Raw genomic sequence first — 26,369 nt, forward strand, 5'->3', positions numbered from 1 at the left:
TCCTCGCGCTTGATCGTCACCGAAGGCATCCATGATCGCTTCGTCGAGGCCGCGATCGAGCGCATGAAGGGCCTCGTCGTCGACGATGCGCTCAAGGCCGGCACCCATATCGGCCCGGTCGTCGATCAGAGTCAGCTTGACCAGGACCTGAAATATGTCGCCATCGCCAAGGACGAGGGGGCCACGCTCGCCTGGGGCGGCGAAGTGCTCAAGCGTGAGACCCCCGGCTTCTATATGCAGCCGGCTCTGTTCACCGAGGCGAGCAATGCCATGCGCATCTCCCGCGAAGAGGTTTTTGGTCCGGTTGCGAGCGTGATCCGCGCCAAGAACTATGACGAGGCGCTGGCGATCGCCAATGACACCGAGTTCGGCCTTGCCGCCGGCATCTGCACGACCTCGCTGAAGCACGCGACGCATTTCAAGCGCAACAGCGAGGCCGGCATGGTGATGGTTAACCTGCCGACCGCTGGTGTCGACTATCACGTGCCGTTCGGCGGGCGGAAGGGCTCGAGCTACGGCCCGCGCGAGCAGGGCGCCTATGCCCGGGAATTCTACACCACGGTGAAGACGGCCTACACGCTGGCTGGATGAGGCGCCAATCCGAGATCGGTTGGGTAAGCCGGGATCTTGATCGCAGCTGAGTCCCGGGTGGGTGCTGCGCTATGAACCCGGCTCTCTCTTCGATCGTTGCGAGCTTCTCGGCTCAGTCCCGCCAGAAAGAGACTCTGGCAATGCCACCGACGGGCCACTTTTGCCCATCGCCCAGGGGGCCAACCAGACTGCCCGAAAGCAGACACCCCGGATGTCGGGAAAGGGCCACTTTTGCCCCTTCAGCGGCTCGCGGCGAATGTCGCAGTTGGGTCGACCCGTTGGCTGCTTTCCGGGGAGCGGACATTCGGCACGGACAGCACCCCGAACTAGATTCCAGCCCCATCAAATCGCTGGCTGGAGTCCGCTCCGCGTGGCGGCGAAGAACACCAATGTCACCGCCTCTGTTGGGGCTGCTGCGAAATGTGAGGTCTGCGCAGCCCCGGCAGAGGCTCCGTAGCGCCCTGCGACATTTCTAAATTGCTGAAACCTGAGACATTTCAAAGCGGTTGCAACACGAAATGTAGGTCGCCGCTGGTAAAGTCACCAGTCTCCCGCAATACCCCAGCCAATGGTCGTTCCCGAGGTTCTGATCGAGACTTAGCCCTCGCAGCCTGTCGCCAAATCTATCCGGAATGCCGTCTTCCGGGCCCCCGGGATCTCGAAAGATTTGAGATATTAGACGCTGGGGCGTTGCGCCTGACAATCCGCCCGTGGACAAAGTCCGTCACCGCGCGGGCCAAGAATGAGCGGCATGCGGAAGCCTCTTCAGGCGATAATTAAGTGCGAGGGTAAAGGCGTGGGAACAGATCCTCGAGTGCATCAGCCGGGAAGCGAAGCGACACCTTTCCTTTTGGTGTTTCCGATCCCAACAGCCCTAAGCTGAGCAGGTCTGCCAGGAAAGCAGCCACGTCATCCTCTCGGGATTTTGAAGCAAATCGATTTCGATCCCGAAAGCTGGATTGATGCCCCTCCCCGGGGTTTGGCAGCGCCGATCCAAAAATGACCCGCCATTCTGGCGGGTCGAGATGGGGAGGGTAACTCCTCTAGCGGAGCACGATACTCAATGGGTGTCGTTCCTACCACACGTTGCGCCAGGAACTGGTCACTTGGCTCGGTTAGCGCCGGGTTTTGATCGCGTCGATCTTGCGATGGGTCCGAGCCTAGCGAAAGAACCGGGCCGGCCGGAACTGGGCGAGTTCGGGGCGCGGTTTGCCGCTCATGATCTCGTCTGCCGCCATCGCCCCGAGCGCAGGCGAAAGCGTAGCGCCGCTATGGGTGACCATCACATAGTAGCCTTCGAGGTTCGGTACGGGGCCCATGGCGGAGAGGCCGTCCTCGGGAATCGGACGCTGGGTGACGCGGCTCGCTTCCGGTTTCACCGGCGCGATTCCGGGCAGGATCCGTATCAGCCGCGCGACGAGATCGGCCGCCTGGTCGAGGCCGGGACGGTTAGTGACCTCGGGCGTAACCAGGGCATCGGCCGGTCCCCAGTGCAGCATCAGCCTGCCGGCGCCATCCGGACGAAAATCGCAGACCGGTGTGGCCACGACGCGCTGGATCGAGGCAGGAACCGGGGGCGTGAAGACCAGAAATCCGACAGTCGGCGCCAGCGGCACATTCGGGGCCGTTCCGGCAATCGTGTCGTTCGACCAGCGCCCGGTGCAGTTGACCACGAGATCGGCCATCAGGGTGTCCCCCGCCTCGGTGTGCACACCCTTGACCTTGCCGCCCTGCACAAGCAGCCCGGTAACCTTCGTTTGGGTATGCAACTGCGCGCCCTTGCGGCGTGCAGCGCTCATCATCGCATGGGAATAGACGACAGGATCAAGCCATCCGTCCTCCGGATACCAGGCGATGGGGGCATCGTCCACCGCGGCAGGATCGATATCGGGCTCAAGCTCAAGCAGCTGCTGGCGATCGATCCATTCAACCGCATAATCCCATTCCTTCAGGCGAGCCACCTTGGCGCGGTGTTCCTCCCGCCCCGCCTCGTCCCTCCATTCGACCCGGCCGCCGGCATGCCACCACGGCGTCGCACCGAACTCGTCCTTCAGCGCCGCGTGCGCCCGCATGCCCGCGACATTCAGATCGTGATAGGGGCGCGGCGCCTTATTACTGGAATTCGTCCAGGCGAAGCTGATGCCGGAGGTGCCGCCGCCGACGCGGGTCGCTTCCAGCACGGTGACCTTCGCGCCCGCGAGCGCAAGACGATAAGCCACCGACGTCCCCAGGACGCCGGCACCGACAACGATGATCTCAGGCATAACCGTATTTCCGATCGAATGAGGGGCGATTGGGATGGCGCCGGAACTACTTCGCCTGCGACGCGGACCAGCCGTCACGAACCAGGGTCTTGAGCTCGGACAGTGACATGGTCTCGAGCCCGATATCGTCGAGCAGGTCGTTCTCGGCCGCGAAATCGCGGCCGTAGAGGGCCGAGAAGAGGTCGATGCCAGCCTGGTGCAGCGTGGCGGGCCGATCGGTCAATTTGCCGAGCAACACGGTCGGATGCAGGCCGAAGGGCGCATCCTCCAGCACATAGCGCGTGTCGATGCTGTCGGGGCCATTGCCGCCATTGCCGCGCGCGGCGAGCGTGCGGGCCATCTCGCCGACCGGTCCCGGCTCGACATGGAAGGATAGGTTGTAGTGCTCTCGAATGGTGCGCACCTTGTAGCCGGCAGCCTCGGCGATCGCGAGGCGTTCGGCATCGAGCGCTTCGAGCAGGCGGCCGACCGAGTCGGTGTTGTTTTCGTTCTGGCCCCAGGTTTCGCCGTGCTCCATGCGCGTGAAATTGCATAGCGCGATGCCGAGATGGTTTTGCGGATTGAGGTTGGAGAGAGAAATCGCCAGTGCGTCGGAGCGCTCGACGAAGCGGTCGCCGAACAGTTCCTGACAGACTTGCAGCCCGCGTGCGCCAGCCGAGGCAGGGATGGTCGCGATATCGACCTTGGAACGGATCGTCGAGACATTCACGCTCGCGTCCCCGGTGCGGCGCCCTGCCGTCACAGTGGTCCCCCAGACAACGACAGGGATATCGAGCCCGCGCTCCGCGATCTTCTTGGCGATATAGAGGCCGCTGAACGAGGTGTGCGAGCTGATGATGACGATCTGACCGCTGGCAAGGTGGGGAGCGGCGGCATCCATCGCCATGCGATGGCCATTGGCCGGCAAGGCCAGCAGGACGGCGTCAGCGCCGGCAATCGCATCACCCGCGCTGGTCGCCATCGTGACCTTGAACGAACCGTCGAGCGAGCCAGTCGCCGCTAGTGGCCTGCCCGCTACGATGCTTTGCCCGGTTTTGCCGGAGGGCGACCACAGCACAGGCTCATGGCCGAGTGAGGCGAGCAGCGCAGCATTGCCATAGGCTATTGAGCCTGCACCGAGTATTGCGACACGCATCGTATGATTCCTTGGGAATTTTAAGATTTTCGGAGCGCCGGACCAACAGCCCGGCGCTGATGGCGACATCGAAATCAGTATTTGTAGCCGGCCTTTTCCATATATTGCTTGGCGAGGTTCATGTCGTAGGCGATCGGCTTGAGCAGATCGTGGTCATAATCTTCGGAAGTGAAGGGAATTGGCACCGTGCCCGGCTTGCCGAAACCGGCAACGACGTTCTTGATGATCTGCTCGCGCGGGATCATGTGGCTCATCGCCTTGCGGACATAGGCCGCAGCCTCTGCCGCACGACTGGGATCCTGCTTGCCGAGCGGGGTTTCGACCCCGGTTCCGAACACCGGATGGTTCATGTTCAGGCAGGTCTGCATCCATTTGAAGGAGTCGAAGCGATTGACGGTGCCCCATGATGGATCGATCGTCTCGAGCAGCCCGCCGACGTCGTACATCGGATCATGCGCATCGATAGAGCCAGCCTTGATCGCGCTGAGAACAGCGTCGGCGCCCTGGATGTTGACCACATAGAAGGTCTTCACATTGCCTTCGGTCTTCTTCCAGTAGTTCTCGTTCTTGATGTATTTGTAAGCCTTGCGGGCCGGATCGAACCCCTGCGGAATCCATGGCCCCGTGCCGATACCGCCCTTTGCTTCGAAGGTCTTGCCGTCGGAGGTTTTGACCGGAAAGGTGCCGAGCCAGGTGCTGATGACATGGCCACGCAGTTCCTCGGGCTTGAGGCCCTGATACGCGTGTTTCGGCATGATGGCGATGACCGGCAGGACGAAATCGCGGAACATCACGTTCGGCTCCCGCAAGGTCACGGTGATCTCATGCGTGCCGGTTATCTTGTAGGCATCCCTGCTGCCCAGGACGGTTTCAAGGGGTGACTGGAAGACGCTGGCATAGGTCTTGTCGATCACCGTATCCCAAGTGAACTTGACATCTTCGGCTGTGAACTCCTCGCCGCTATGCCATTTCACGCCCTTGCGAAGGGTGAAAACCCAGGTCTTGCCGTCGTCGGAGGTCTTCACCGACTCCGCCAGCGCCGGGACGAGCTTCTTGTTCGCCCAACTGTCGTATTCGAACAGCGCGTTGTAGACGGGGCCAAAGATATTGGCCTCGTTGTAGCCACTGCCATACATCGGGATGAGCTGGCTCGGCGGCTGCCATGAGGCGAAAGTGGCCGTGACGTCGCCAGTTGCGCCCTCGATCGTCCAGTTCTCCGGGCGCGGATAGAAGACCGGGTTGTAGGTCGTCGATTCCATGCCCTTCAGCTTCGGATTGGTGATGATCACCTCTTCCGGATAGAAGACGACATGGAGCGGCTCGATCTCGTACCAGCGCTTCATGAAGGCCGTGATCGCCGCCTTGCGGTCAGCCGGCGAGACGGCACGTGAATATTTCTCGATCGCCTCATCGATCTGCTTGTCGGCGATACGGTAGTAGTTCTGCCCGTTCGGCGGAAAATTCTTGCTGTGGAACAGCGTCTCGGGCAGCGGCACCAGCCCACTGTAGTAAATCCGCTCGGAATACATATCCCAGCCGCCATCGACATGCGTCTTGCCGCTGTCATTGGCGCGCCGGGCGATCACGACTGAAGGCGGCTGGTAGCTCGACACGATATCGATGCCGAGGCGGGCGAACTGCTTTCCGATCAGATCGGTCCAGATCATCCGCGACTGGAGGTTGTTGAAGATCATCAGGTAGAGCTTGAAGAACGGCGGCTTGGCCAGCGCCGCCTCCGGAATCCCGCTGGCCGCGAGCGCGGCCGCTCCGGCTCCGGACCATTTCAGCACATCGCGTCGCGTCGATTTCCTGGACATCGATTTCCCCTTGTTTCTTGGTGGTGCGAAATGAACAGGCCGAGAGCGTCCGGCGCTCAGGCCTGGAAGCGCGAAGGACGAAACTGCGCCAGTTCCGGACGCTCCCTGCCCCGCAGGACCTCGTCGGCGACGGCCTGGCCGAGGAAGGGAGACAGGGTCACGCCGCTATGGGTCACGACGACGTAGTAGCCGTCGACGCCGCGGGCTGGTCCGACGGTGGAGAGCCCATCGGCGGGGATCGGTCTGACGGTCGTGCGCACCGCTTCGGCCTCGACGCCTGCCAAGCCGGGCAGAAGTTCGGTTGCGCTTGCGAGCGCGATCTTCGCCTCCTCGCAATCCGGCAGGCGGCTTTCCAACCCGGCGAAACGGTCGTCGAGCGAGTCCTTGCGGATCATCAGGCGGCCTGCCCCGTCCGGGCGGACATCGACGTCGGGCGCATGGAAGGGCCGGCGCAGATCGACTCCGACCGGAGGCGTGAAGACGAGGAAGCCCACGGTCGGAGCGAGCGGGACATTGGGCGCCGTCTCGCTCACCGTATCGTTGGACCAGCGTCCTGTGCAGTTGATTACGAGGTCGGCTGCGTGGACAGCGCCCGTATCATCCCGAGCGCCGACGACACGACCATTGCGGGTCTCTACCCCGGTCACCTTCACGCCCGTCTTCAGCGCCGCTCCATAGTGCTGACGGGCAGCGCGCAGCATGGCTCCGGCGTACTGGACAGGGTCCACCCACCCTTCTTCAGGGCAGAATACGATCTGGGCCTCGTCCGAAACTGCGTCGATTGCCAGCTCCGGCTCAAGCTCCTGCAGCCGCTTCTTGTCGATGAACTCCGCCGCATAGCCCCACTCGCGGAGCCGCTCGACCTTCTTCGCCTGAGCCGCGATCTCCGCCGGATCGACGCGCCACTCTAGGCTACCGCTCTGATGGAACCAGGGTGTCGAGCCGAACTCATCCTTCAACGCGGCATGCGCGCGCATACCTGCGACGTTGAGGTCGTGATAGGGGCGCGGCGTCTTGTTGTTCGCATTCGTCCAGGCGAAGCTCACCCCGGATGTTCCGGCGCCGACGCGAGAGGCTTCGAGGACCGTGACTTTCGCACCGCCCTGGGCGACGCGGTAGGCGATGGAGCTGCCGACAATTCCGGCTCCGACGACGATAACATTCATCATGGCGTTTCCTGTGGTCTCTCCCCGCACTCAGCGCGGGTTGTGGCAAGCGAAGGCGTGGGTGCCGTCCGGTGCGGACAGCGGCGGAATCTGTTGGGAACAGACAGGCAGTGCGGCGGGGCACCGGGTGTGAAAGACACAGCCGGAGGGTCGCCGGACGACGCTGGGAACTTCGCCCTGGATCGCCTGACGCTGCGTCTGGTTTGACGGATCGGGCACGGGAATGGCCGAGATCAGGGCGGCCGTGTAGTGATGGCGCGGCCGTGCGAAAATCTCGTCCACCTCGCCGATCTCGACGAGATTGCCGAGATACATCACCGCAATGCGGTTGCTCAGAAAGCGCACCGAACTCAGGTCGTGGGAGATGTAGAGATAGGAGAGTCCCAGGTCTTCCTGCAGGTCGGCCAGCAGATTCAGGACCTGCGCCCGCACCGAGACGTCGAGCGAGGAGACGGGCTCGTCGCAGATCAGTAGCCTCGGCTCGACCGCCAGAGCCCGCGCGATCCCGATGCGCTGGCGCTGCCCGCCGGAGAATTCGTGGGGATAGCGATCGGCATAGTCCGGCGGCAGCCCGACCCGCTCCAGCAGGCCTTCCACCGTCGCGTCCCAGTCGTCCTTCGGGGCATGACCATGGACGCGCAGCGGCTCCGTCAGGATCTGCCTGACGCTCCAGCGCGGATTGAGTGAAAGATAGGGATCCTGGAAGACGTATTGCATCTGACGGCGCAGCGCGAGCACGTCCGGCCGCCGGTCCTCGGCAAACGTCGCCCGGATATCCGTGTCGCCGAGGCGGATCGCACCGGCAGTCGGTTCGACGAGATGCAGGATCGCGCGGGCCGCCGTCGTCTTGCCGCAGCCGCTCTCGCCGACGATGCTCAGCGTCTCGCCGGCCGCCACGCTGAAGCTGATGTCGTTGACGGCGCGGATTTCGCCGGTGACGGTCTGGCGGAAGAGGCCTCGGCGGCGCAACGGGTAGCTCTTCACCAGCCCGTCGACGGTCAGCAGGGTCCGTGGCGTGAAGCCTTGGCGGAGATTCGGAATCGGCTCAATCATGGCTGGCCACTCCGGCGCTGCCGCGCTTCAGGCAATGAACGACATGGCCTGGCTCGATCGCTGCGGCCTGGGGCACCAGCCCGGAACATTCCGGCGCGGCTTCGGGACAACGCCCGGCGAAGCGGCAGCCGCCACCGAGTGATTGACCCGGCGCGACGGCGCGCCCGACCGTGGGCAGGCGCTCGCGACGCCCCTCACCGTCGATTGCGTAGCGCCGGTCGATGCGCAGCGTGCTTGCCAGAAGGGCCTGCGTGTAGGGGTGGGAGGGCCGTGCGAAGATGGCGTGTTTGTCGCCCGTCTCGCAGACCTGGCCCGCATACATGACGGTGATCCGATCGGCGATGCGCGCCACGACGCCCATGTCGTGCGTGACGAAGATCATCGACATGCCGAACCGCGCCTTCAGGTCTTCGAAGAGATCGAGGATCTGAGCCTGGATCGTGACGTCGAGCGCCGTCGTTGGCTCGTCGGCGAGCACGAGCGCCGGGTTGCACAGCAGCGCACGGGCGATGCAGACACGCTGCTTCATGCCACCGCTCATCTCGTGCGGATATTGCGACAGACGCGAGCCGGGGTCGGTAATGCCGACGAGGCGAAACAGCTCCTCCACCCGCTGCAGAGCCATGCCGCGCGGCATCTTCTCGTGAACTTTCAGGATTTCGCCGAGCTGCGCGCCGACCGTCATCAGCGGGTTCAGGGAATAGCCGGGGTTCTGGAAGACCATGGCGAGCCTGCGCCCGCGCAGTTTCTGCATCTCGCCCTGCGACTTCGCGGCGAGATCCTCGCCATCGAACATGATGCGGCCACCCGTGATACGTGCGGGAGGCGGAAGAAGATTCAGAATTGCGAGACTCGACAGGGTCTTGCCGCTGCCGGATTCTCCGACGATGCCCATCGTTTCGCCGGCGCGGACCTGAAAGCTGACATCCTCAATGATGCGAACCGGCGCGTTCCAGGGTGGAAACTGAATCCGCAGGTTCTCGACGCGGACGAGGTCATGGACAGGCGGCGTCAGCACGCCCCTATGGTCGATCGAAATGGCGGCGGTTGGCTTTACGGTGGCGAGGCTCGACATCTCAGCGCTTCGCCCTTGGGTTGAAGGCATCGGTCAGGCCGTCCGCCAGAAGGTTGAAGCCGAGCACCGTGATGAAGATGGCGACACCCGGGCTCAGCGATGCCCAGGGAGCCACTTTCAGCGCCTCGTAGTTGAAGTAGAGCAATTGCCCCCAGCTCACCGCAGCCGGATCGCCGAAACCGAGGAAGCCGATCATCGCTTCCGCCAGCACAGCCCCGCCGATGCCGAGCGCCACGATGACGACAAGGGATGGCAACGCGTTCGGAAGGATGTGGCGGAAGAGGATATCGCCCGAAGTCGCGCCGATGCAGCGCGCAGCCTCGACGAATTCCTGGTTCTTCAGGCGCAGGAATTCCGCACGCGTCATCCGGGCGATCGGAGCCCAGGAGAAGATGCCGATCAGCAGGATGATGACGCCGAGATTGAGATACGGCACGCTTTCGAAGGGGGTGTTGACGACCGCCACGCCGAGCAGGCGAATGACCGCGAGGATGACGACGAACATCGGAATGACGAGGAAGAAATCGGTGAAGCGCATCAGCACCTCATCCGTGGTGCCGCCGCGATAGCCCGCAAAGCCGCCGACCAGAACGCCGATCAGCGAGGCGATCGACATCGCTCCGAGCCCGACGGCAAGCGCTGTCGGCGCGCCGTAAATCACACGGCTGGCAACATCATAGCCCATGCGATCCGTCCCCAGAGGGTGGACCCAGCTCGGAGGCGCCTTTGCGCCGGGGTCGATCATCGGGCTCTGGTCCTGCGGATCGAAGGGCGCGACGAACGGCCCAATGACGGCGGTCGCGACGACGAGCAGGACGAGGATGAGTCCGAGCATGCCGGTCCGGCTGCGGGCGAAGCGCTGCCAGCCCTGTCGCCAGATGCCCCTGACCGGACGGCGGGCGGGCTTTGCGGAAGACGGCGGATGAGCCGTGATCGTCTGATCGCTCACGTGCTCACTCCAGGCTGATGCGGGGGTCGATGAGGACGTAGATGACGTCCGTCAGCAGGGTGGTGCAGATCAGCATGAAGGCGATGACCGCACTCGCCCCCATGATGACGGGGTAGTCGAGCTGATGGATCGCTGAGATGTAGAGATATCCCAGCCCCGGCCAGGTGAAGACGGATTCAGTCACCGGCGCCGTGCCCAACATCAGGCCAATCAGCAGACCGAGATAGGTCAGCATCGGGATGAAGGCGGCGCGCAACGCGTGCACATAGATGACGCGCCGCTCGGGGATGCCACTCGCGCGCATCGCCGCGATGAAGTCGCTTTTCAGCACATCGACCATGTTCGAGCGCATCAACAGCGTCAGCGTCGCGGTATTGAAGAAGGTCAGCATCGCGACCGGCAGGACCATGTGCCAGAGCGCATCGAGCGTCGGGCTGCCCCAGAGCGGATTGCGGGTCGAGTAGGCGCCGTAGCTCGGCAGCCAATCCAGGCTGTACGAGAAGATGAAGATCAGCAGAATGCCAAGGAAGAAGGCCGGCAGCGACTGCCCCAGCAGCGCTGTGGCCATCACCGCGAAATCGGAGCGCGAGTGCTGTCGGCGCGCCGCGGTGACACCGAACAGGATCGCGATCGCAAGGGCGATCAGGATGGCGGGAAGCTGAATTTTGAGGGTCTGCCACCCCCAGGTCAGGATGAGCGAACCGACAGGCTGGTTGTAGACGATGCTCGTGCCGAAATCGAGCTGAACGATCCGGCTCAGCCAAAGCAGGTAGCGCGTCATCGGTGGATGATCGAGCCCGTAATAGGCCTTCATCCGATCGATCACCTCCCCGGTCATTCCCGGAGTTTCCGCCATCATCAATTCGATCGGGTTGCCGATCGAATTGACCAGAAAGAAGATCGCCGCGCTGACGCCCAGCATCAGCAGGGCCGCAAAGATCATTCTCCTCGTCAAGAAGACGAAAATCCGCATCGGCGAATACTTCTCCAGGTCAACGGGACAGCAGACCTCATTCGCTCCACAGCGTTGTTAAGCGCGTATGGAACGGGCGGGCTCTGTTTGATCTACGTCAATGACAAGGAGCGTATGGGCCGAAAAATTGGCCGTCAAAGAATATGTTTTTGCTAGTTCATTCCTTCAGGTTATGGACTGAGCCTCCGCGGAGCAGCGTCAAAAACTCCTCTAAGTATCGGCCCGATAGCCAAGCCGCTCGAATTCGTCCTCGAGATCGCGGGTCAGGGCGTCGGCCAGAGAAGAGCTGCTGAGGCTGAGTGGCCGCAGGTGCCAGACAGGGAAGGAAATCTCCGGCAGGAAGGGCTTCACGACGAGGCCGCGGCCCCAAAAGGCCCGGGCATTGATCTCGTCGACGATGGCGACGCCCGCCCCGTTCGCGACCAGAGCGCAGGTCAAATGCGCCATGGGGGCTTCGATCATGATCCGCAAACGCACACCGGCCGCATCAAAGGCCTTCTCGATGATCGTGCTACGCTCGATCGCGCCGATGGAGACATAGTCCTCACCGTCGAGATCCTCAGGTCGCACGTCGCTGCGGCCCGCCAGCCGATGCTGTTCGGGAACGATACAGACGCCAGGTATGCGCGCCATGACGCGGCAGGCGACGTTCGGGTGCGGCGTCGACGTATTGGTGATGCCGAGATCGATCTGCCCGGCGATGGCCCATTCGATCACGCGCTCGGAACTGCGCGAATGCAGCGAGATCGTCGTATTCTCGTGCTGGCGGCGGAAACGTGCGATCAGCGGCGGCATCAGCGTGCCGGCCAGCGCCGGTTTCACGCCCAGATTGAGGCGGCCGAAGCGCATCTGGCTGATGTCCTTCGACATCCGCTCCAGCCGCTCGATGCTCTCCCAGGTCCGCTGGACCTCTGCGAAGAACAGTTCGCCGTCGCGCGTCGGCTTGAGCCGTCCCTTGGTGCGCTGGAACAGGGTGATCCCCGTCGACCTCTCAAGCTGGAAGAGCATCTTGCTCGCCGCCGGCTGCGAGATCGCCATGATCTCGCCCGCCTGCGTCAGCGTTCCGAACTTCATGATGTGACGGAAAAGCTCGACATGCCTGAGATTCATCTAGGCCCCACCTCTCGCTCGTGATCGCAAATCCCGACAGCACCACGCGTCCGCGCCGGCCGCATCGAATCCAGACTGCGAACCTTTTCCGGCCAGGGATAGCCACAACCCGGCTCAGCCGATCGTCGGGCACGACGAAACGTGAAGGACGCAGCCGTCAGTCATCCCCGCCATCGCCCCCTCGAAAGGGCGACGGCGGCAACAGGCTGGCACTGAACGCCTCCACCAGTTTGCTGGTTGGGCGCCCGCGCTGGCGGAACAGATAGATCGGCACGCGTATCCTCGGGCTGAAGGCACGAAACACAAGCCCCTTCCCGGCCTGGGTGCGGGCGGCCTCGCTGTCGACGATGCCCACACCGCATCCTGCGGCGACGAGGGTGCAGACCGTGACGCCCAGGCTTGCATCGATCATCGATCGGTAGCGCACGCTCGCGCCATCGAGCGCCTGGGATAGCCGGCGCCGGAATTCGTCATCCAATCCGAGCCCGACAATGGCCTCGTCGGCGAGGTCTTCCGCCCTGATTTCCGACCTGCTCGTCAATCGATGCCTTTCCGGCAAGGCGATGACGCCTTCGAGGTCGAACAGCTTGCGGCGCGACAGATTGTATTCCTCGCTTCGCAGCTGGGCGATGCCGAGATCGATCTCGCCAGTACCGACAAGCCGGGCGGCGTCGGTGGAATTGCTGGATTGCAGCGAGATGGTGACATCCGGATGGGCTGCGGAAAACCGCGCAACCATGGCCGGGAGCCAGGCGAGCCCCAGCGCTGGAATCGTGCTGACCACGATGCGACCCTGCTTGCGGTCGCGCAGACTAGCTGCAAAGCGCGCCAGATTCTGCATACCGAAATAGGTGCGCTCGACTTCCGTATAGAGCGCCCGCGCTTCTTCCGTTGCAGCGATCCCCTTCGTGGTTCGCGAGAAGAGCCGCAACCCGAGTTCGTCCTCGAGCAGTTTCAGCGCCTTGCTGACCGCCGGCTGCGAGATCCGCAGCATGGTCGCCGCCTCCGTGATGGAGCCGGAGTCCATGATCGCCTTGAAAACCTCCACCTGCCGATAATTCATGCGGCCTCGCCATAACCTCAGTTCATATACATCGCATAATTATGAATTTGAGGCAGATCAATGCGTGTGGTTCTCTAAAGGCCGTCGCTGACTTTGCTGCGCCCGATCCAATCGCGGCGCGAAAGCGACCAAGGAAGCAAAAACAGCAATCCCTCCATAGCGTTGGGCGGGGCATTCGCCCGGCTGCGCCGTCATGGAACGATATCTTTGCGAGCTTGGGGGACAGTCGAACATGCGCAACCTTCGTCGATCCTGCTACGTCGCCGCCCTCACCGCCGGCGTGTCGATCATGGCCCTCCAGGTGCAGGCGCAGCCGGCCGGCACCCTTCGCATCGCGGTCGGTGCGGACCCGGCTACCTTCGATCCTGCCTTCAATGATCTTCCGGTCGGGAATGCGGTTGATCTGGCCGTCATGGAGGGCCTCTTCCGGCTCGACCCGCAGAACAACGTCCAGAAGAATTTGGCGACAGACTATGCCTTCTCGCCCGATGGGAAGGTCTTCACGGTGAACATCCGGACAGGCAGGAAATTCAGCAACGGCGACCCGCTGAACGCAGAGGCCGTTGCGGCAAGCTTCAACCGCATGCTCGACGAGAAGACCGGCTCGATCTATCGCGGCCTCTATGCCTCGCTCGGGACGATCAAAGCGGTAGGCGAGGATACCGTCGAGTTCCACCTCGCTGAGCCGAACGGGCATATCCTGATGCTGCTGTCCAACACGGCCGCCAGCATCGTCAACGTCAAGGCGCTGCAGGCCATGGGCGCCGAATATGGCCGAAAGCCCGTCGGCTCCGGCCCTTACATGGTCGAGAAATTCATCGGTGGCGAAGGCTTCAGGCTCGTCCCCAACCCTTCCTATTCCGGCGACTATCCGGCGACGCTCAAGGCCATCGACTTCACTGTCGTTCCCGAAGACGGCTCCCGCATGGCGCTTCTGGAGACCGGGAGCGTCGATGTCGTCGAACGCGTACCACCTGAATCCATGCCGGCGATCAACGCGTTGAAGGACGCCAAGGTCATCAACCCACCCAGCATGTTCTCCATCAACATGGAAATGGTGCTGCGCGGGCCACTCGCCGACCCGCGCGTGCGCAAGGCGTTGAACCTCGCGATCGATCGTGAAGGCATCACCAAGGGAATTCTTGGCGGGCTAGGCACGCCATCGGTCGGGATGGTCGGCCCAGGCACTCAGGACGAACTGCGCAAGACCTTCCCGCCGATCGCCTTCGACCCAGAAGGCGCCAAGAAACTGCTCGCCGAGGCCGGCTACAAGCCGGGCCAGCTCACGCTCAGCTTCACCTGCCCTACCGGTCGCTACATCAAGGATTCGCAGGTCTGCCAGGCTCTCGCCGGTTCATTCGAAAATATCGGGATCAAGGCGACTCCCATCGTTGTCGACCGCGGCACCTGGACCAAGGTCGTCGGCATGGAGCCGGCCCAGCGCACCGACAACATGGGCATGGTCGGCCGCGCCACCGCGGGCATGGACTATACGCTCTACCGCCTGTTCTTCACCGGCGTCGGCGCGAACCGGACCGGCTACACAAATCCGCGCGTCGATGCATTGCTGAAGGAGGGACGCATGGCGACCGACCCGGCAAAGCAGAAGGAGATCTATGGCGAGATCCAGAACATTGTCTGGAGCGACCAGCCCTTCCTCTTCCTCTGGTACCAGACCCAGGCGCTGGGCGTAGCCAACCGCGTTCAGGGTCTGGCGATCCAGCCGAACGAGACGCTGGTCTTCGACAAGGTCACGCTGAAGTGAGGCTTGCATAGCGGAGAAGCGGCAATGTTCGTTCTCAAACGCCTGGGCAGCGCGCTGCCGACGCTCTTTGCGGTTTCCCTGCTCGTCTTCCTCTTCGTCGACCTGATACCGGGCGATCCGGCCCAGATCCTCGCCGGGCCGACCGCCTCGAACGAAGAGATCGAGAGCATCCGCAAATTCCTCGGCCTGAACGAGCCGCTTCTCACGCGGTACGGCCAGTTTCTGCGCGGCATCTGGGACCCATCCGCTGCGACGTCCTTCCGCACGCATCGCCCCGTCGTCGTCGAACTCTCGGAGCGTCTGCCGAACACGTTGATCGTCTCGATCGGCGGGCTCGCACTCGGCCTTGTCGTCGGCACGATTGCCGGCATCGTCTGCGCCATGCGGCCGGGCGGCCTCGCCGATGCTGCGATCACGGTGCTCACGCTCGCCGGCATCTCGATGCCGATCTATTGGCTGGGCCTGCTTTGCATCTGGCTCTTTGCGGTCAATCTCGGCTGGCTGCCCGCGGCGGGCGCCTCGACGCCCGCCCATTTCGTCCTGCCGATTCTCGTCATTGCGACGCGCCCGGCAGCGATGTTCAGCCGCCTCGTCGCGACGAGCCTGCTGGAATCGATGGGCAAGGACTATCTCGATACCGCGCGGGCCAAGGGGCTCAGCGAAACCCGCGTCGTGCTGTTCCATGCGCTGCGCAATTCGCTGATCGCTGCGGTCAGCGTCGCCGGTGTACAGTTCGGCGGCATGCTGGGCGGCTCGGTCGTCACCGAAACTGTGTTTGGTATTCCAGGCGTCGGTCGCCTGCTCGTCGATGCGGTCTCCCGCGCCGATTATCCGGTGATCCAGTACGCGATCCTGATGTTCGCGTTCTTCTTCGTGATCATCAATCTCGTCACCGACCTGCTGACCCAGTGGCTCGACCCCCGCACGCGCGAGCAGGAGCGGGCGATATGAGCATCATGCCGAACGTGCTCTCCGCGCCCGAAAGAGCGGCACCCGTTGACGCCTTTGCACCGCAGTCGCGATGGCTGCTGCTGCGACGCATCCTTTCACAGCCGAAAGGCGTCGTAGGCCTGACGCTCGTCACGCTCTACCTGCTGCTCGCGATCTTCGGGCCTATGCTGGCGCCGCAGGATGCCTTTCGCCAGAACTTCGCCCAGACCCTGCGGCCACCTTCCGCCGCGCATTGGTTCGGCACCGACCAGCTCGGTCGCGATGTTTTCAGCCGCGTCCTGGTCGGCGCCCGTGCGACGCTGGGCATCGGAGTAGGCGGCGTCGCCGTGGCCTTTCTGGTCGGCGTGCCGCTCGGCGTCCTCGCCGCCTGGCGGAGGGGCTGGATCGAAGCCGCAGTGATGCGTGCCATCGATGTCATGCTGAGCTTCCCCGATATCGTCTTTGCGCTGGCGGTCGTCGCGATCCTCGGCGCCAACATGCAGAACGTCATCATCGCGGTCGGCATTGTTGCGATCCCGGTCTTTGCGCGCACGGCAAGGGCGGTGACGCTCAGCATCCTCGCCGAGCCCTATATCGAAGGCTCGATCGCACTGGGGGCCAATCCGGTGCGGGTGATCCTGCGCCATGTGCTGCCGAACATCTCCGGCACGCTTCTGACGCTGTCGACCTTGCTGTTCGCTTCGACCCTGCTCTCCGCCTCGGGACTCGGCTTCCTCGGACTCGGCACCCAGCCGCCTTTCCCCGAATGGGGAACGATGCTGGGGGAGAGCCGCTCCTATATTCGCAGCCATCCCTATCTCGCGACGTTCCCCGGGCTATTCCTCGCCGTCTCGGCGCTAGCCTTCAATTTGCTCGGAGACGCTCTGCGTACGATTTACGATCCGACCAGTCGGCGCGTCGCTCGCAGGCCTCCGATTCTGAGCCTCATGCGGCGGCGCCGTCCGGCAGGCGAAGCGCAGCAGCAATCCGCGGAGAAAGCGGCCGACCTGGCCGTTTCAGTTCGTGGTTTGCGGATCGCCTACCGCACGGGCGAGGGCCTTCTCGAGGTTGTGCGTGGTGTCGATCTCGCGATCAAGCCGGGCCGGACTCTGGCGGTGGTCGGGGAATCCGGCTCCGGCAAGTCGACGCTGCTGAGGGCAGTCGGCACCTTGGTCAATCCGCAGGAAGTTGCGATTACGGCAGGCGCTATACGCATCGGGGGCGAGCAGGCATTGGGCCTCGGCCCCGCCGCCCTGCGCGATCTGCGACGCCGCAAAATCGGCATTGTGTTCCAGGACGCGGCAAGCGCATTGAACCCCGTGCTCACCATTGGCAACCAGCTCGCCGAGGCGGTCACGGCCGGCTCCCGGCTCGACTCGGAGATCGTGCGACAGCGCTGCATTGCGCTTCTGCGCGACGCGAATATCGCCGATCCCGAGCGCCGGCTCGACATGTACCCGCACCAGTTCTCTGGCGGCATGAAGCAGCGCATCGTCATCGCCATCGCCCTTGCTCAGAACCCCGAAGTGCTGCTCGCCGACGAGCCGACCAGTGCGCTCGACGTCACGATCCAGCAGCAGATCCTAGTCCTGCTGACCGAGATCCAGAAGAAGCGTGGCATGGCCATTCTGCTCGTGACCCACGACCTCAATCTGGTCGCGCGCTTCGCCGACGACGTCGCGGTGATGTATGCGGGCCGACTCGTCGAAAGCGGCGATGTGGCGAGCGTGCTGGAGCGACCGCTCCATCCGTATACTCAGGCCCTGCGCGCGTCGGCGCCGGGTGGCAGCGAAGGCCGAGGCCGGCATCTGCGGACCATCGCTGGAGAGCCGCCGCTGATCGGTCGCCTGCCATCGGGCTGCTCATTCCGTCCCCGCTGCCAGCGCAGCGCCAACCGGGCGGAATGCGCCTCAAGCGAGCCTGGTTTCCGGGCCGTCGCCGGCCGCGACGTGGCCTGCGTCTTTGCCGAGGAGGCAACGCGATGAACGCGCCCTTCCAACTCCCACCTCGCGTACCCGGAACCGACACCGACGACATCGTTATCGTCGCGGATGTCAGCCGGCATTTCGGTGGCAGGCGGCGCTTTCTGAGCGGTGTGGCAGCGCCTGTGGTACGGGCCGTCGACAGGGTTTCGTTCCGGGTCCAGCGCGGAACCTGCTTCGCCATCGTGGGAGAATCCGGCTCCGGCAAGAGCTCGCTGGCACGGCTCGTCGTCGGGCTGCTGCGACCGACCGAGGGCGAGGTCACGATCGATGGCGTGCCGCTCTCGACGCTCGATTCAGCCGGCCTGCGCGCGATGCGCCGCAAGGTTCAACTCGTCCTGCAGGATCCGAGGGCCTCGCTCGATCCGCGGATGACCGTGTTCGATACGCTCTGTGAAGCCCTGACCGTGCACGGACTCCATCGCGAACGCACAGCCAGGCTGGACAGGATCAAGGCGGTGATTGGGTTGGTCGGTCTCAACTTGGCCCATCTGGGGCGCTACCCGCATGAATTATCCGGCGGACAACGCCAGCGCGTTGCCATCGCCCGGGCGATCATCTGCGAGCCGGAGGTGCTCGTCCTCGACGAGCCGGTCAGCGCGCTCGACGTTTCGGTCCAGGCACAGATCATCAATCTCCTGGCCGATCTTCAGGCCAAGCTTGCTCTGACCTACGTGATCATCACGCATGATCTGGCCCTGGTCGAGCATATGGCCGATGCCGTCGGCGTGATGTATCTCGGCCGCTTCGTCGAGCAAGGCGATGTCGGCGAGGTCTGTGGCGCACCCCGCCACCCCTATACGCAAAGCCTGATGGCGATCGCCGGCCACTCCGCTCCGATCTCCCGCGACCGGCCAGCGCCGGTGCTGGAGGGCTTCGATTCCGAGCCCGCTCGCGATTCCGCCGGGCTGCAGTTTCCACACCCGCTGCCCGTTGGCGCGGCGGCTCGCCATCGGAGCGACTACGGTCGTCGAAACGGCCGATGGCCGCGTGCCACGGCCCTGCGCCGAGGATCCACCACCCTCCCTACCTGCGCCGGGAGGCCGCAGCACCGCGACCTGTCACTTCGCGGATGAACGCCTCCCCGACTTTGACCACCGAAGCAACATAAGGAACTGATCGATGTCCGATCACAGCAATGCCTCCGAAATCGTCATCGTTGGCGGGGGCATTTACGGCACGAGCCTGGCCTATCAGCTGGCGAGCGCCGGCAAGACGGTGACACTCCTCGAGGCCGGCGAGATCGCCGGCGGCGCCTCCGGCGGACCGGGCGAGCGCGGTGTGCGCGCCAATGGTCGCGACCTGCGCGAATTGCCCATCTGCTCCGTCGCCCTGAAGCTCTGGGGCGAATATCAGGAGAGTTTTGAGGGCGGCGTCGGGTTCCGCCGCCTCGGCGGCCTGCAGGTCTACGACGTCTCGTATGGCCATCGCGAACACGAAGTGCTCGGGCGCATGGCGGCAAACGCCGCCGCCCAGTCGAGCCTTGGCACGCCTTCGGAGGTGCTGACGCGCGATGAGGCGCTGGCGCGGGAACCGGAGCTCGCCCCCGGCATCGTCGGCGCGATCTACTGCCCCAATGACGGAGTCGGCGACCACACATTCGCAACGCGGCAATTCGCGGCGCAGGCGACGAAGGCCGGAGCGCTGATCCGCACGGGTGCGAAGGTCGTCGAGATCCTGCATGCGCGCGGCGTTGCGACCGCCGTGAAGCTCGCCGATGGCGAGATCGTCCCGATCGGAGAGCGGCTGGTGGTGGTCGCCAATGCCGGCGCAGAGACGCTGCTGAAGCCGGTTCTCAAGCCGCACGAGCTCGGGCCGGTCTGGAACCTCATGCCGCAGATGCACTACGTCTCGAACCCGTTGAAGAAGACGGTCAACCATCTGCTCTCGCACGCGCATCGGCGCCTCGCCGTCAAGCAACTCCCGGATGGTACGATCATGCTGTCGGGCGGTGCCCATGTCGCCCATACACCGGAAGGCCTTTGGAAGGGCTCGCTCAGTGCGATGACGCAGAACGTCACCGATGCGATCCTGACCCTGCCCTTCATCGATAACTCGACCTTCCTCAAGGCGGACGCGTCGCGGGTCGACACCGTCGCCGTCGACCACATTCCGCTGATCGGACAGGCGGAGGGCCTGGCCAACACCATTTACGGCTATGGCTGGTCCGGCCATGGCTTCGCGATCTCGCTGGGGTTCACCAAGCTCTTCGCGGAATGGCTGATCTCCGGCGTGAAGCCGGAGGTCCTGGAGCCCTTCTCCCCCGTGCGCTTTCACAAGCCGGCCGAGATTCTCGCCGCCGCACCGCTCGGCCGCGCGGCCGCCTGAACCACCACCCATCTGAAACCAGCGCCGACGGGCGCAGCCTCGGTTGGGCTGCCCCTGTCGGCCGGAAGGACACGGCTATGCTTCCTGATTTCGACGCCACCCGTCCCGGCAAGTTCAGCTATGACCTCGGGTCGCTCGTCGGGGCCCTCGACGGCGTCACCGGCGATTTCGTCTGCTGCATCAATAACGGCCAGGGCCCCTCCGTCCTGCTCTGCGGCGGCATCCATGGAGACGAATACGAGGCCCAGATCGTCCTGCGGCGACTTGCCGAGCGGCTCGAACCCGCTGACGTGACCGGGCGCGTGATCATCGTGCCGTCCCTCAATTTCCCCGCCTCACAGAAGGGCAAGCGCCTCTCGCCCTTCGATGGGCAGAACATGAATCGCTTCTTCCCTGGCAAGGCCGATGGCACGCCGACCGAGCGCCTCTGCGCCTTCACGGCGGAAGCACTGTTTCCGGCTGTCGATCTTCTGATCGACGTCCATGCCGGAGGCAGCGACGTCTCGGTCGTGCCCATGGTCTTCGGCTTCACCACGGCGAAAAGCGTCGTTGACGATGCTCGCCTGAATCGCCTGATGGAGGCGTGGGGATACCGTTTCGTGCAGCATGTCGACGGAATCGACGAAACCGCCTGCGGCGCGGCGAAGCTCGCCGATCTGGCCTCCATCGAGGTCGAGGGCGGCGGCGGGCGCATGAAATCATCCGAGTTGACGATCATGGAAGAAGGGCTGCTGCGCGCGCTGGCCGATTTCGGCGCGATCAAGCCGGTGGTGGCGCCCATCCCCTTCTCCGGCGTGCATTTCACTGCCGGGCCGGAAGGCCAGTACACCGCACCGCGCGCAGGCCTTGTTGAACATCTCGTCGCGCTGGGTGACGAGGTCTCGAAGGGCCAACGCGTGGCGCTTCTCCATCCCACCGCAGGAGCGCGCAGTGCCCCGGCGGTAATTCTCAGTCCGATGCCCGGCTATGTGCTACGCCAAACGGAGCATGCCTACATTTCACCCAATCAGTTGATCGGCAATGTCGGCACGCCGATTTAAGGATAATCCGTCTTGCGACTCACGCGTCGCGTGAGCCGCAACTCGTCGGCTCTCAGACCTTCGGATTCAAAGCCATGCGCCCGGTTGGCGCAACCGAGTAACTGGCGGGGCCGACCGGGTTCCTCAGCGGCGGCCAGCCGATCGAGATAGCGCCCGCGTGAGTCACGGGAACGCCTGGTGATGTCGCTCGGCCACCTCGCCAAAGCGAGGGCGAGCTATGTTCCCTATCGCGAATGCATCGTGCCATCTCGCCGACCGTTACGTGGTGCGCGCCGCCCTGGCGGTGGCGAACGACCACCCGGTTCGGCCAGAGGTATTGGCCGCATTCGAACAACTGCCCGCGGTGATGGCGCGGGCCGATGCGCGCGACGGGCAAATCGACCGAGATGTCATCGACCTGGCCGAGTGCGATGGCGCGCCATCATCCAGAGGTCCCGCACTGGTATCTGCCGCTGATCGGCGCGGACCCGGCGCGGCAGGGCCAGGGCATCGGCAGCGCGCTCATGCGTCATGCGCTCGCACGCTGCGATAGCGAGGGCGCCGCGGCCTATCTGGAATCCTCGAATCCGCGGAACATCCCGCTCTATCAGCGGCACGGGTTCGACATTCTTGGAACCATCCAGGCCGGATCGTCGCCGGTTCTGACGCCGATGCTGCGCTCGCCCCAGCCCCGCTGACGGGATCGAGGCCTGGCAAGTCACTCTCGCAGCGATGATCACTGCTGCTCGTGGGCTCCGTACCGACGCTGACGATTGACTGGACGATCGCGAACACCGGAAGGCACCAGCCGCTACGCCACAGTTGCACGGCGCTAACGTCCGGACTATATTCGAACCGAATTTAGTCCGGGAGGCCCCTTTGCGGTATTCTGCCCAAGTCAAACCGATCAGCTATCTGAAGGCCAACGCAGCCGACATCCTCCTCAACCTCACCGAAAGGCGAGAGCCTCTGGTGATCACGCAGAATGGCGAGGCCAGGGCGGTGCTCCAGGACGTTGCCTCCTTTGAACAGACGCAAGAGACGCTCGCGCTGTTGAAGCTGCTTGCCATCGGCAATCAGGATGTCGATGCAGGCAAGACCAAGCCGGCTCGCGCTGTCGTCGAAAGACTGCGCGGAAAAGCGGCGGATCGTCGATGAAGGAGGGCCTCTTTGAGGTCGAGCTGACGCAAGGCGCGGAGGATGATCTCGAAGCCATTCACTACTACCTGGCTGAACACCGTTCAATGGAAGCGGCTGAGTGCTTGCTCGATGCATTCATTGAAAGGATCTCCACACCGGAGCGTTACCCGGAACGGGGCAGCTTCCCCAAGGAACTGGAGGCGTTAGGTGTTCGGGAATTCCGGCAGATTCTGCTCGATCCGTATCGCCTAATCTACCGCGTAATTGGCAGCAAAGTCGTCATCTTCGTCATCGCTGACGGCCGCCGCGACATGCCGGCTTTGCTTGAACGCCGCCTACTTGGCCGGTGATCACGAACCTGCTCCCAGGTTCTCGATCGCTGTTGCGCTGAGCGCGAACGGACGAGTTGGAGCCGGGGCCAGCATCTCGGCCCGAGGGCGGAGAGCGCCGAACCCCACGCTGTCCCCAGCCCACTCACAATATCGATTTACCGCTTCTTAACCACGGCGGGCGCCATTCTAAGGGGTCCAGAAGAGTTGGGGGGCTCGAAAAGGACCGTGACCATGCAACTGCTCGATGGTGAGCGACCCGTCGTAGATCAGTTCGTCGGCCTGCCGGTAGCCTTTGTCGAACGCCAACTGATCCTAGCCACGCTCCGGGAAACCGGCGGCAACCGCACGCACGCCGCCTCGTTACTCGGCATCGCCATCCGCACGTTGCGAAACAAAATAACATCGTACGCAGCGGAGGGCTATACCGTGCCGGAACCTGCGCATACAGAAGCACCATGAGCCCGCGATGTCCGTTGCCTCATTGAATGGCGTCGCCGCAGCAAATCTGGTCTCCTCCGCAACAATGGCCGGCCTACTTCGCTGCCTGGTGCAGAAAGGCCTATTGGAAGCAGCCGACGTCAGGGAGATTTACGAAATTGCCCTTCTCATTCTTGAACAGCAGCAAGGAGCGGTGCCGGAAGCAGTAGCAACCTTCCAGGCCGCCCGATCCGCAATTGAACGGAACCTGGCATAGCCATTCGGCCCGAGCAGAGCGCCTTCATCCGCTAACCGCCCAAAGTTCGCCAGTTCGTGCGATCAGGGCTGAGGACAAGATCGTCAGCGAGGGGAGCCGCCAGGGGCAGAACTCGGACCGAGTTCCTCGAAGCGCAGGAAAGTCCGCCAACTATGCTGTAGGCTCTACTGTTCCCACCTGATCACCGACGCCAAAAAGTGGCCGCCCGTTGGCGGCCGAGTGGAGGGGAACGCCGCGTGGAGGTGTCGCCGCGCCCCCTATTGTTACTCGCTCGCGAGGTAGCAGCAAGGTCGGCATGAGACAAAAGGCGTAGAACCAGTTAGCGAAGCGATAAACGTGCACCTTGGGATATTGCCAAGTTGAAGCACCGAGCGTCGCTGGATCTCGGGAGGCCGACGTTCGTCACTCCTCAGAACTTGCGCGGTACAAGCGGGCCAACCTCACGTACGATTCTGGTCAAGCGGCTACACCGCAAGCAGATGCTGCCCCTCTTCTCGAAGCTGCCTCCTTGCCTGATCGGCGTGGAGGCCTGCGGAACGGCGCATCACTGGGCACGCACGCTCGCCAACATGGGCCACAAAGTGCGGCTGATTCCTCCGTCCTACGTGAAGGCCTACGTCAAGCGCAGCAAGAGCGATGCGCTCGACGCCGAAGCGATCTGCGAAGCCGTCCAGCGTCCGACGATGCGGTTGGTGCCGGGCAGATGGTGGAGCAACAGAGTGTGCTCATGACTCATCGCGCCCGATCCCTGCTCGTGCGCCAGCACACCATGCTGGCCAATGCCGTGCGCGGGCATGTGGCGGAGCTGGGCCTCGTCGCCAACCCCGGTATCGCCCATCTTGCGAGGCTCGCCGAGCAGGCGCTTGCCGACAAGGATGCGCTGCCATCCTATGCTCGATCCGCTCTGGAGATATTGATCCGCCAGATCGTGACGATCAGCAGCGGCGAGATTGCAGTCCTCGACGAACAGCTCACCGCCTGGCATGCCGAGAGCGAAACTAGTCGCAGGCTCGCCATCCCTGGCCTCGGCGTGATCACCGCCACGGCAGTGCCGCAGCCGTAACCGATCCCGACCAGTTCCGGTCGGGAAGGAAGTTCGCCGCATGGCTCGGACTGACTCCGCAGCAGCACTCCTATCTAGATTGCTACCCGTAAAATCGGCCCGAGGGTTGCTTCCCACGGGGCGAAGTTGGCAATCAAATGCGCGTGGCATTGATGGAAATACCGGTCCGCGGGAAGAGGCTGCCTCGTGAATAACGTGGCCTTACAAACCGCCAGATGCTTATAAAATTGCGTCTTTATTCATTGGCCGATCAACGAATGCCGTCTGATTTCTTCCAAGATGGGTAGGAGGCGGCATTTGAGCCGTAACATTCGGTGAGTCCGAAGTGCCGACGAGAGGCAAAACGGCCTCTTCGCGCTTCAACCGGTTGAACATTTCAGTAATCGGGTTATGTGGCCGAGAGGTCGGCACGTTTGGCTGCATCCTCATTCTTCCTGAATTAATGGCAGGGGCTCCTTTAGCAATCGGCAGGCGGGCGACCGTTTGACTGATCGAACCTCGTCGAGGATGTTTCACAGGGGTAAATGAAAGCTTACACAGCGAGAAACATTAACAGTACTTGAAACGACACTCGGGGAAGTTGCGGATCACAACGTGGCAGATTAATGGTACGCCATATAAAGTATAGCTGTCGTCCCGCAACAGCGTGTGTGATTGTACCTGCAGCCGAGAAAAAGCACGGGGCTAATAATAATCTCGGGGGGAACGCCGCTCTGCGGGAGAAGGTTGCTGTTCGGGAGGACAGCAGCCGCTTTCCTGCCCATTATAGCCGGAAATTAGATGCGAGCAGCATCAGGCTCGCAATGGGGGAACCATACAACATGAGATGTCAGCCCGTTATCTCGGCCGGCTTAATCGGCTTCACTGTATCCATTTGCCTCGCGACTAATCCAGCCACTGCGCAATCCGCCAAGCCGCCCGCGCAAGTCAAAGTCACGAATGCCCGCCTCGTGCCGGTCGTCTCCCTGGAAATCACTACCCCGGGTGATCAGCCGCGGCTTATTGCGAAGCTCTCCAAGCCGCTCGCCGCCGGTAAGAGCATTGCGCTCAAGCTCAACAAGCCGGCGGGTTGCAACTACTCCGTCCTCGCCAAGTTCAGCGACGAGGTCGAGAGCGACAATGAGGGCATCGATCTTTGCCGTGAGAAATCGATCCGACTGACGGATTGAGACCGGAAGGATTGCAATACCGAACGCCCCCCTACGCAAGTGGGCGGGGCAGTTCGTCTCTTCGATCACCTTATAAGGACGCCGAGCGGATTACGTTGCCGATCGACACACTCATGCACCCGCGGCGCCAACCGTCATTCCCCCACATACATAGAGTGTCTGTCCGCTCGGGTTCGCCCATTCGACCAACCGGGATGCTATCGATAATCGCTTGCGTTGCAGGACTTTCTCTCGGATTGGCGCGCTCAAACAGCTCTGTACGAATGGGACCAGGCCCGACACTATTAGCGGTGATCCCGTGACACCCCAGTTCGAGAGCCCAGACTTTAGCCATACCAATCAGACCAGCCTTGGTTGCGGCGTATGCACTCCGAAGCACCTTACCAAGGGCCGCACGCGAAGAGATGTTCACGATCCGGCCAAATCCAGCATCCTTCATGCTTGGCAAGACCGCTTGAAGGCACTGAAGAGCACAACGTAAATTCAGTGAAACTGCCATATCCAACTCGGCCAGCGTCTGGGTTTCGACGCTACTCGGGAAGACCGCCCCGACATTGTTCACAAGCCTTGTAATCGGACCACCTCGCAGAGCTTCTGTAAGAGCTTCTGTAATGGGCCTTTGATCGTCAAGTCCCTCTGAACGATATCTCGTCGCCAGGATCATGCTTCTGTCCGTGGTCAGTACGAAGACCGCCACACCATGCCATCAGATCCAGAGCCGACAGGTCAATCTAGGGGTGCGTGATTTGCC

The 26,369-nt window shown here is 63.1% G+C and carries 23 protein-coding genes and 2 pseudogenes; 14 read left to right on the forward strand and 11 right to left on the reverse strand.

The window, feature by feature from the left end; all coding sequences use genetic code 11:
* Nucleotides 1-591 (forward strand): aldehyde dehydrogenase family protein (locus AB4118_RS33030; RefSeq protein ID WP_441493732.1); only part of this gene is annotated, 591 nt, incomplete at its 5' end.
* 1,160 nt (nucleotides 592-1,751) lie between these two features.
* Here AB4118_RS33030 and AB4118_RS33035 read toward each other — a convergent pair.
* From AB4118_RS33035 to AB4118_RS33080, 10 genes are all read right to left on the reverse strand, one after another.
* Nucleotides 1,752-2,855, reverse strand: coding sequence for an NAD(P)/FAD-dependent oxidoreductase (locus AB4118_RS33035; protein ID WP_441493733.1), 1,104 nt, complete (start codon nucleotides 2,853-2,855; stop codon nucleotides 1,752-1,754).
* A gap of 46 nt (nucleotides 2,856-2,901) precedes the next feature.
* Nucleotides 2,902-3,990: an NAD/NADP octopine/nopaline dehydrogenase family protein gene (locus AB4118_RS33040; protein WP_441493734.1), complete on the reverse strand. Its 1,089-nt coding sequence runs from the start codon at nucleotides 3,988-3,990 to the stop codon at nucleotides 2,902-2,904.
* Nucleotides 3,991-4,064: 74 nt separating this feature from the next.
* The gene (locus tag AB4118_RS33045; protein WP_441493735.1) at nucleotides 4,065-5,807 is read right to left on the reverse strand and encodes an ABC transporter substrate-binding protein; all 1,743 of its coding nucleotides are present in this window, start codon (nucleotides 5,805-5,807) and stop codon (nucleotides 4,065-4,067) included.
* Between the two features lie 56 nt (nucleotides 5,808-5,863).
* Nucleotides 5,864-6,976, reverse strand: coding sequence for an NAD(P)/FAD-dependent oxidoreductase (locus tag AB4118_RS33050; protein ID WP_441493736.1), 1,113 nt, complete (start codon nucleotides 6,974-6,976; stop codon nucleotides 5,864-5,866).
* A gap of 27 nt (nucleotides 6,977-7,003) precedes the next feature.
* Nucleotides 7,004-8,026: an ABC transporter ATP-binding protein gene (locus AB4118_RS33055; protein ID WP_441493737.1), complete on the reverse strand. Its 1,023-nt coding sequence runs from the start codon at nucleotides 8,024-8,026 to the stop codon at nucleotides 7,004-7,006.
* The gene (locus AB4118_RS33060; RefSeq protein WP_441493738.1) at nucleotides 8,019-9,101 is read right to left on the reverse strand and encodes an ABC transporter ATP-binding protein; all 1,083 of its coding nucleotides are present in this window, start codon (nucleotides 9,099-9,101) and stop codon (nucleotides 8,019-8,021) included. Before AB4118_RS33060 ends, AB4118_RS33055 begins: the two co-directional genes overlap by 8 nt.
* 1 nt (nucleotide 9,102) lies before the next feature.
* Complete coding sequence (locus AB4118_RS33065; protein ID WP_441493739.1) at nucleotides 9,103-10,050, reverse strand: ABC transporter permease; 948 nt, start codon at nucleotides 10,048-10,050, stop codon at nucleotides 9,103-9,105.
* 4 nt (nucleotides 10,051-10,054) lie between these two features.
* The gene (locus AB4118_RS33070; RefSeq protein ID WP_441493740.1) at nucleotides 10,055-11,023 is read right to left on the reverse strand and encodes an ABC transporter permease; all 969 of its coding nucleotides are present in this window, start codon (nucleotides 11,021-11,023) and stop codon (nucleotides 10,055-10,057) included.
* 210 nt (nucleotides 11,024-11,233) lie between these two features.
* The gene (locus tag AB4118_RS33075) at nucleotides 11,234-12,133 is read right to left on the reverse strand and encodes a LysR family transcriptional regulator (RefSeq protein WP_441493741.1); all 900 of its coding nucleotides are present in this window, start codon (nucleotides 12,131-12,133) and stop codon (nucleotides 11,234-11,236) included.
* A gap of 157 nt (nucleotides 12,134-12,290) precedes the next feature.
* Nucleotides 12,291-13,196: a LysR family transcriptional regulator gene (locus AB4118_RS33080; RefSeq protein ID WP_441493742.1), complete on the reverse strand. Its 906-nt coding sequence runs from the start codon at nucleotides 13,194-13,196 to the stop codon at nucleotides 12,291-12,293.
* A gap of 232 nt (nucleotides 13,197-13,428) precedes the next feature.
* On the opposite strand from AB4118_RS33080, the gene AB4118_RS33085 reads away from it, so the two are divergent.
* The 13 genes and pseudogenes from AB4118_RS33085 (at nucleotide 13,429) to AB4118_RS33145 (ending at nucleotide 25,618) form a co-directional block, all read left to right on the forward strand.
* Nucleotides 13,429-14,961 (forward strand): ABC transporter substrate-binding protein, encoded by a 1,533-nt coding sequence (locus AB4118_RS33085; protein WP_441493743.1) that lies wholly within the window; start codon nucleotides 13,429-13,431, stop codon nucleotides 14,959-14,961.
* Nucleotides 14,962-14,985: 24 nt separating this feature from the next.
* Nucleotides 14,986-15,912, forward strand: coding sequence for an ABC transporter permease (locus AB4118_RS33090; protein ID WP_441493744.1), 927 nt, complete (start codon nucleotides 14,986-14,988; stop codon nucleotides 15,910-15,912).
* Entirely contained in the window at nucleotides 15,909-17,876 is a 1,968-nt protein-coding gene (locus AB4118_RS33095; protein WP_441493745.1) for a dipeptide/oligopeptide/nickel ABC transporter permease/ATP-binding protein, read from the forward strand. Before AB4118_RS33090 ends, AB4118_RS33095 begins: the two co-directional genes overlap by 4 nt.
* Nucleotides 17,873-18,949, forward strand: a complete 1,077-nt coding sequence (locus AB4118_RS33100; RefSeq protein WP_441493746.1) for an ATP-binding cassette domain-containing protein — start codon at nucleotides 17,873-17,875, stop codon at nucleotides 18,947-18,949. The genes AB4118_RS33095 and AB4118_RS33100 overlap by 4 nt, the downstream gene beginning before the upstream one ends.
* 46 nt (nucleotides 18,950-18,995) lie before the next feature.
* Nucleotides 18,996-20,201 (forward strand): NAD(P)/FAD-dependent oxidoreductase, encoded by a 1,206-nt coding sequence (locus AB4118_RS33105; RefSeq protein ID WP_441493747.1) that lies wholly within the window; start codon nucleotides 18,996-18,998, stop codon nucleotides 20,199-20,201.
* A gap of 77 nt (nucleotides 20,202-20,278) precedes the next feature.
* On the forward strand, nucleotides 20,279-21,241 hold the full coding sequence (locus tag AB4118_RS33110) for a M14 family metallopeptidase (protein ID WP_441493748.1): 963 nt from the start codon (nucleotides 20,279-20,281) through the stop codon (nucleotides 21,239-21,241).
* A 410-nt stretch (nucleotides 21,242-21,651) separates the two neighbouring features.
* Nucleotides 21,652-21,918, forward strand: a pseudogene (locus AB4118_RS33115) (GNAT family N-acetyltransferase); the annotation flags it as partial.
* A gap of 181 nt (nucleotides 21,919-22,099) precedes the next feature.
* Complete coding sequence (locus AB4118_RS33120; protein ID WP_441493749.1) at nucleotides 22,100-22,378, forward strand: type II toxin-antitoxin system Phd/YefM family antitoxin; 279 nt, start codon at nucleotides 22,100-22,102, stop codon at nucleotides 22,376-22,378.
* Complete coding sequence (locus AB4118_RS33125) at nucleotides 22,375-22,710, forward strand: type II toxin-antitoxin system RelE/ParE family toxin (RefSeq protein WP_441493750.1); 336 nt, start codon at nucleotides 22,375-22,377, stop codon at nucleotides 22,708-22,710. Before AB4118_RS33120 ends, AB4118_RS33125 begins: the two co-directional genes overlap by 4 nt.
* Nucleotides 22,711-22,923: 213 nt before the next feature.
* On the forward strand, nucleotides 22,924-23,151 hold the full coding sequence (locus AB4118_RS33130) for a helix-turn-helix domain-containing protein (protein WP_441493751.1): 228 nt from the start codon (nucleotides 22,924-22,926) through the stop codon (nucleotides 23,149-23,151).
* A gap of 7 nt (nucleotides 23,152-23,158) precedes the next feature.
* Nucleotides 23,159-23,386 carry a hypothetical protein gene (locus AB4118_RS33135; protein ID WP_441493752.1) on the forward strand — a complete coding sequence of 76 codons (228 nt, stop codon included), beginning with the start codon at nucleotides 23,159-23,161 and terminating at the stop codon, nucleotides 23,384-23,386.
* A gap of 500 nt (nucleotides 23,387-23,886) precedes the next feature.
* Nucleotides 23,887-24,514: pseudogene (locus AB4118_RS33140) on the forward strand (IS110 family RNA-guided transposase); the annotation flags it as partial.
* Nucleotides 24,515-25,270: 756 nt separating this feature from the next.
* On the forward strand, nucleotides 25,271-25,618 hold the full coding sequence (locus AB4118_RS33145; RefSeq protein ID WP_441493753.1) for a hypothetical protein: 348 nt from the start codon (nucleotides 25,271-25,273) through the stop codon (nucleotides 25,616-25,618).
* A 70-nt stretch (nucleotides 25,619-25,688) separates the two neighbouring features.
* Here AB4118_RS33145 and AB4118_RS33150 read toward each other — a convergent pair whose 3' ends face one another.
* The gene (locus AB4118_RS33150) at nucleotides 25,689-26,282 is read right to left on the reverse strand and encodes an SDR family NAD(P)-dependent oxidoreductase (protein WP_441493754.1); all 594 of its coding nucleotides are present in this window, start codon (nucleotides 26,280-26,282) and stop codon (nucleotides 25,689-25,691) included.
* Between the last annotated feature and the right edge of the window lie 87 nt (nucleotides 26,283-26,369).

Origin of the sequence: Allobosea sp. 2RAB26, from assembly GCF_052115465.1 — a bacterium.
In the GTDB taxonomy this organism is placed as follows: Bacteria; Pseudomonadota; Alphaproteobacteria; order Rhizobiales; family Beijerinckiaceae; genus Allobosea.

Excerpts from the sequence above, each read along its gene's own strand:
- AB4118_RS33035 (WP_441493733.1), bottom strand. The coding sequence starts at position 2,855 with ATGCCTGAGATCATCGTTGTCGGTGCCGGCGTCCTGGGGACGTCGGTG.
- AB4118_RS33040 (WP_441493734.1), bottom strand. The coding sequence starts at position 3,990 with ATGCGTGTCGCAATACTCGGTGCAGGCTCAATAGCCTATGGCAATGCT.
- AB4118_RS33045 (WP_441493735.1), bottom strand. The coding sequence starts at position 5,807 with ATGTCCAGGAAATCGACGCGACGCGATGTGCTGAAATGGTCCGGAGCC.
- AB4118_RS33050 (WP_441493736.1), bottom strand. The coding sequence starts at position 6,976 with ATGATGAATGTTATCGTCGTCGGAGCCGGAATTGTCGGCAGCTCCATC.
- AB4118_RS33055 (WP_441493737.1), bottom strand. The coding sequence starts at position 8,026 with ATGATTGAGCCGATTCCGAATCTCCGCCAAGGCTTCACGCCACGGACC.
- AB4118_RS33060 (WP_441493738.1), bottom strand. The coding sequence starts at position 9,101 with ATGTCGAGCCTCGCCACCGTAAAGCCAACCGCCGCCATTTCGATCGAC.
- AB4118_RS33070 (WP_441493740.1), bottom strand. The coding sequence starts at position 11,023 with ATGCGGATTTTCGTCTTCTTGACGAGGAGAATGATCTTTGCGGCCCTG.
- AB4118_RS33075 (WP_441493741.1), bottom strand. The coding sequence starts at position 12,133 with ATGAATCTCAGGCATGTCGAGCTTTTCCGTCACATCATGAAGTTCGGA.
- AB4118_RS33080 (WP_441493742.1), bottom strand. The coding sequence starts at position 13,196 with ATGAATTATCGGCAGGTGGAGGTTTTCAAGGCGATCATGGACTCCGGC.
- AB4118_RS33085 (WP_441493743.1), top strand. The coding sequence starts at position 13,429 with ATGCGCAACCTTCGTCGATCCTGCTACGTCGCCGCCCTCACCGCCGGC.
- AB4118_RS33090 (WP_441493744.1), top strand. The coding sequence starts at position 14,986 with ATGTTCGTTCTCAAACGCCTGGGCAGCGCGCTGCCGACGCTCTTTGCG.
- AB4118_RS33095 (WP_441493745.1), top strand. The coding sequence starts at position 15,909 with ATGAGCATCATGCCGAACGTGCTCTCCGCGCCCGAAAGAGCGGCACCC.
- AB4118_RS33100 (WP_441493746.1), top strand. The coding sequence starts at position 17,873 with ATGAACGCGCCCTTCCAACTCCCACCTCGCGTACCCGGAACCGACACC.
- AB4118_RS33105 (WP_441493747.1), top strand. The coding sequence starts at position 18,996 with ATGTCCGATCACAGCAATGCCTCCGAAATCGTCATCGTTGGCGGGGGC.
- AB4118_RS33110 (WP_441493748.1), top strand. The coding sequence starts at position 20,279 with ATGCTTCCTGATTTCGACGCCACCCGTCCCGGCAAGTTCAGCTATGAC.
- AB4118_RS33125 (WP_441493750.1), top strand. The coding sequence starts at position 22,375 with ATGAAGGAGGGCCTCTTTGAGGTCGAGCTGACGCAAGGCGCGGAGGAT.
- AB4118_RS33130 (WP_441493751.1), top strand. The coding sequence starts at position 22,924 with ATGCAACTGCTCGATGGTGAGCGACCCGTCGTAGATCAGTTCGTCGGC.
- AB4118_RS33135 (WP_441493752.1), top strand. The coding sequence starts at position 23,159 with ATGTCCGTTGCCTCATTGAATGGCGTCGCCGCAGCAAATCTGGTCTCC.
- AB4118_RS33145 (WP_441493753.1), top strand. The coding sequence starts at position 25,271 with ATGAGATGTCAGCCCGTTATCTCGGCCGGCTTAATCGGCTTCACTGTA.
- AB4118_RS33150 (WP_441493754.1), bottom strand. The coding sequence starts at position 26,282 with ATGATCCTGGCGACGAGATATCGTTCAGAGGGACTTGACGATCAAAGG.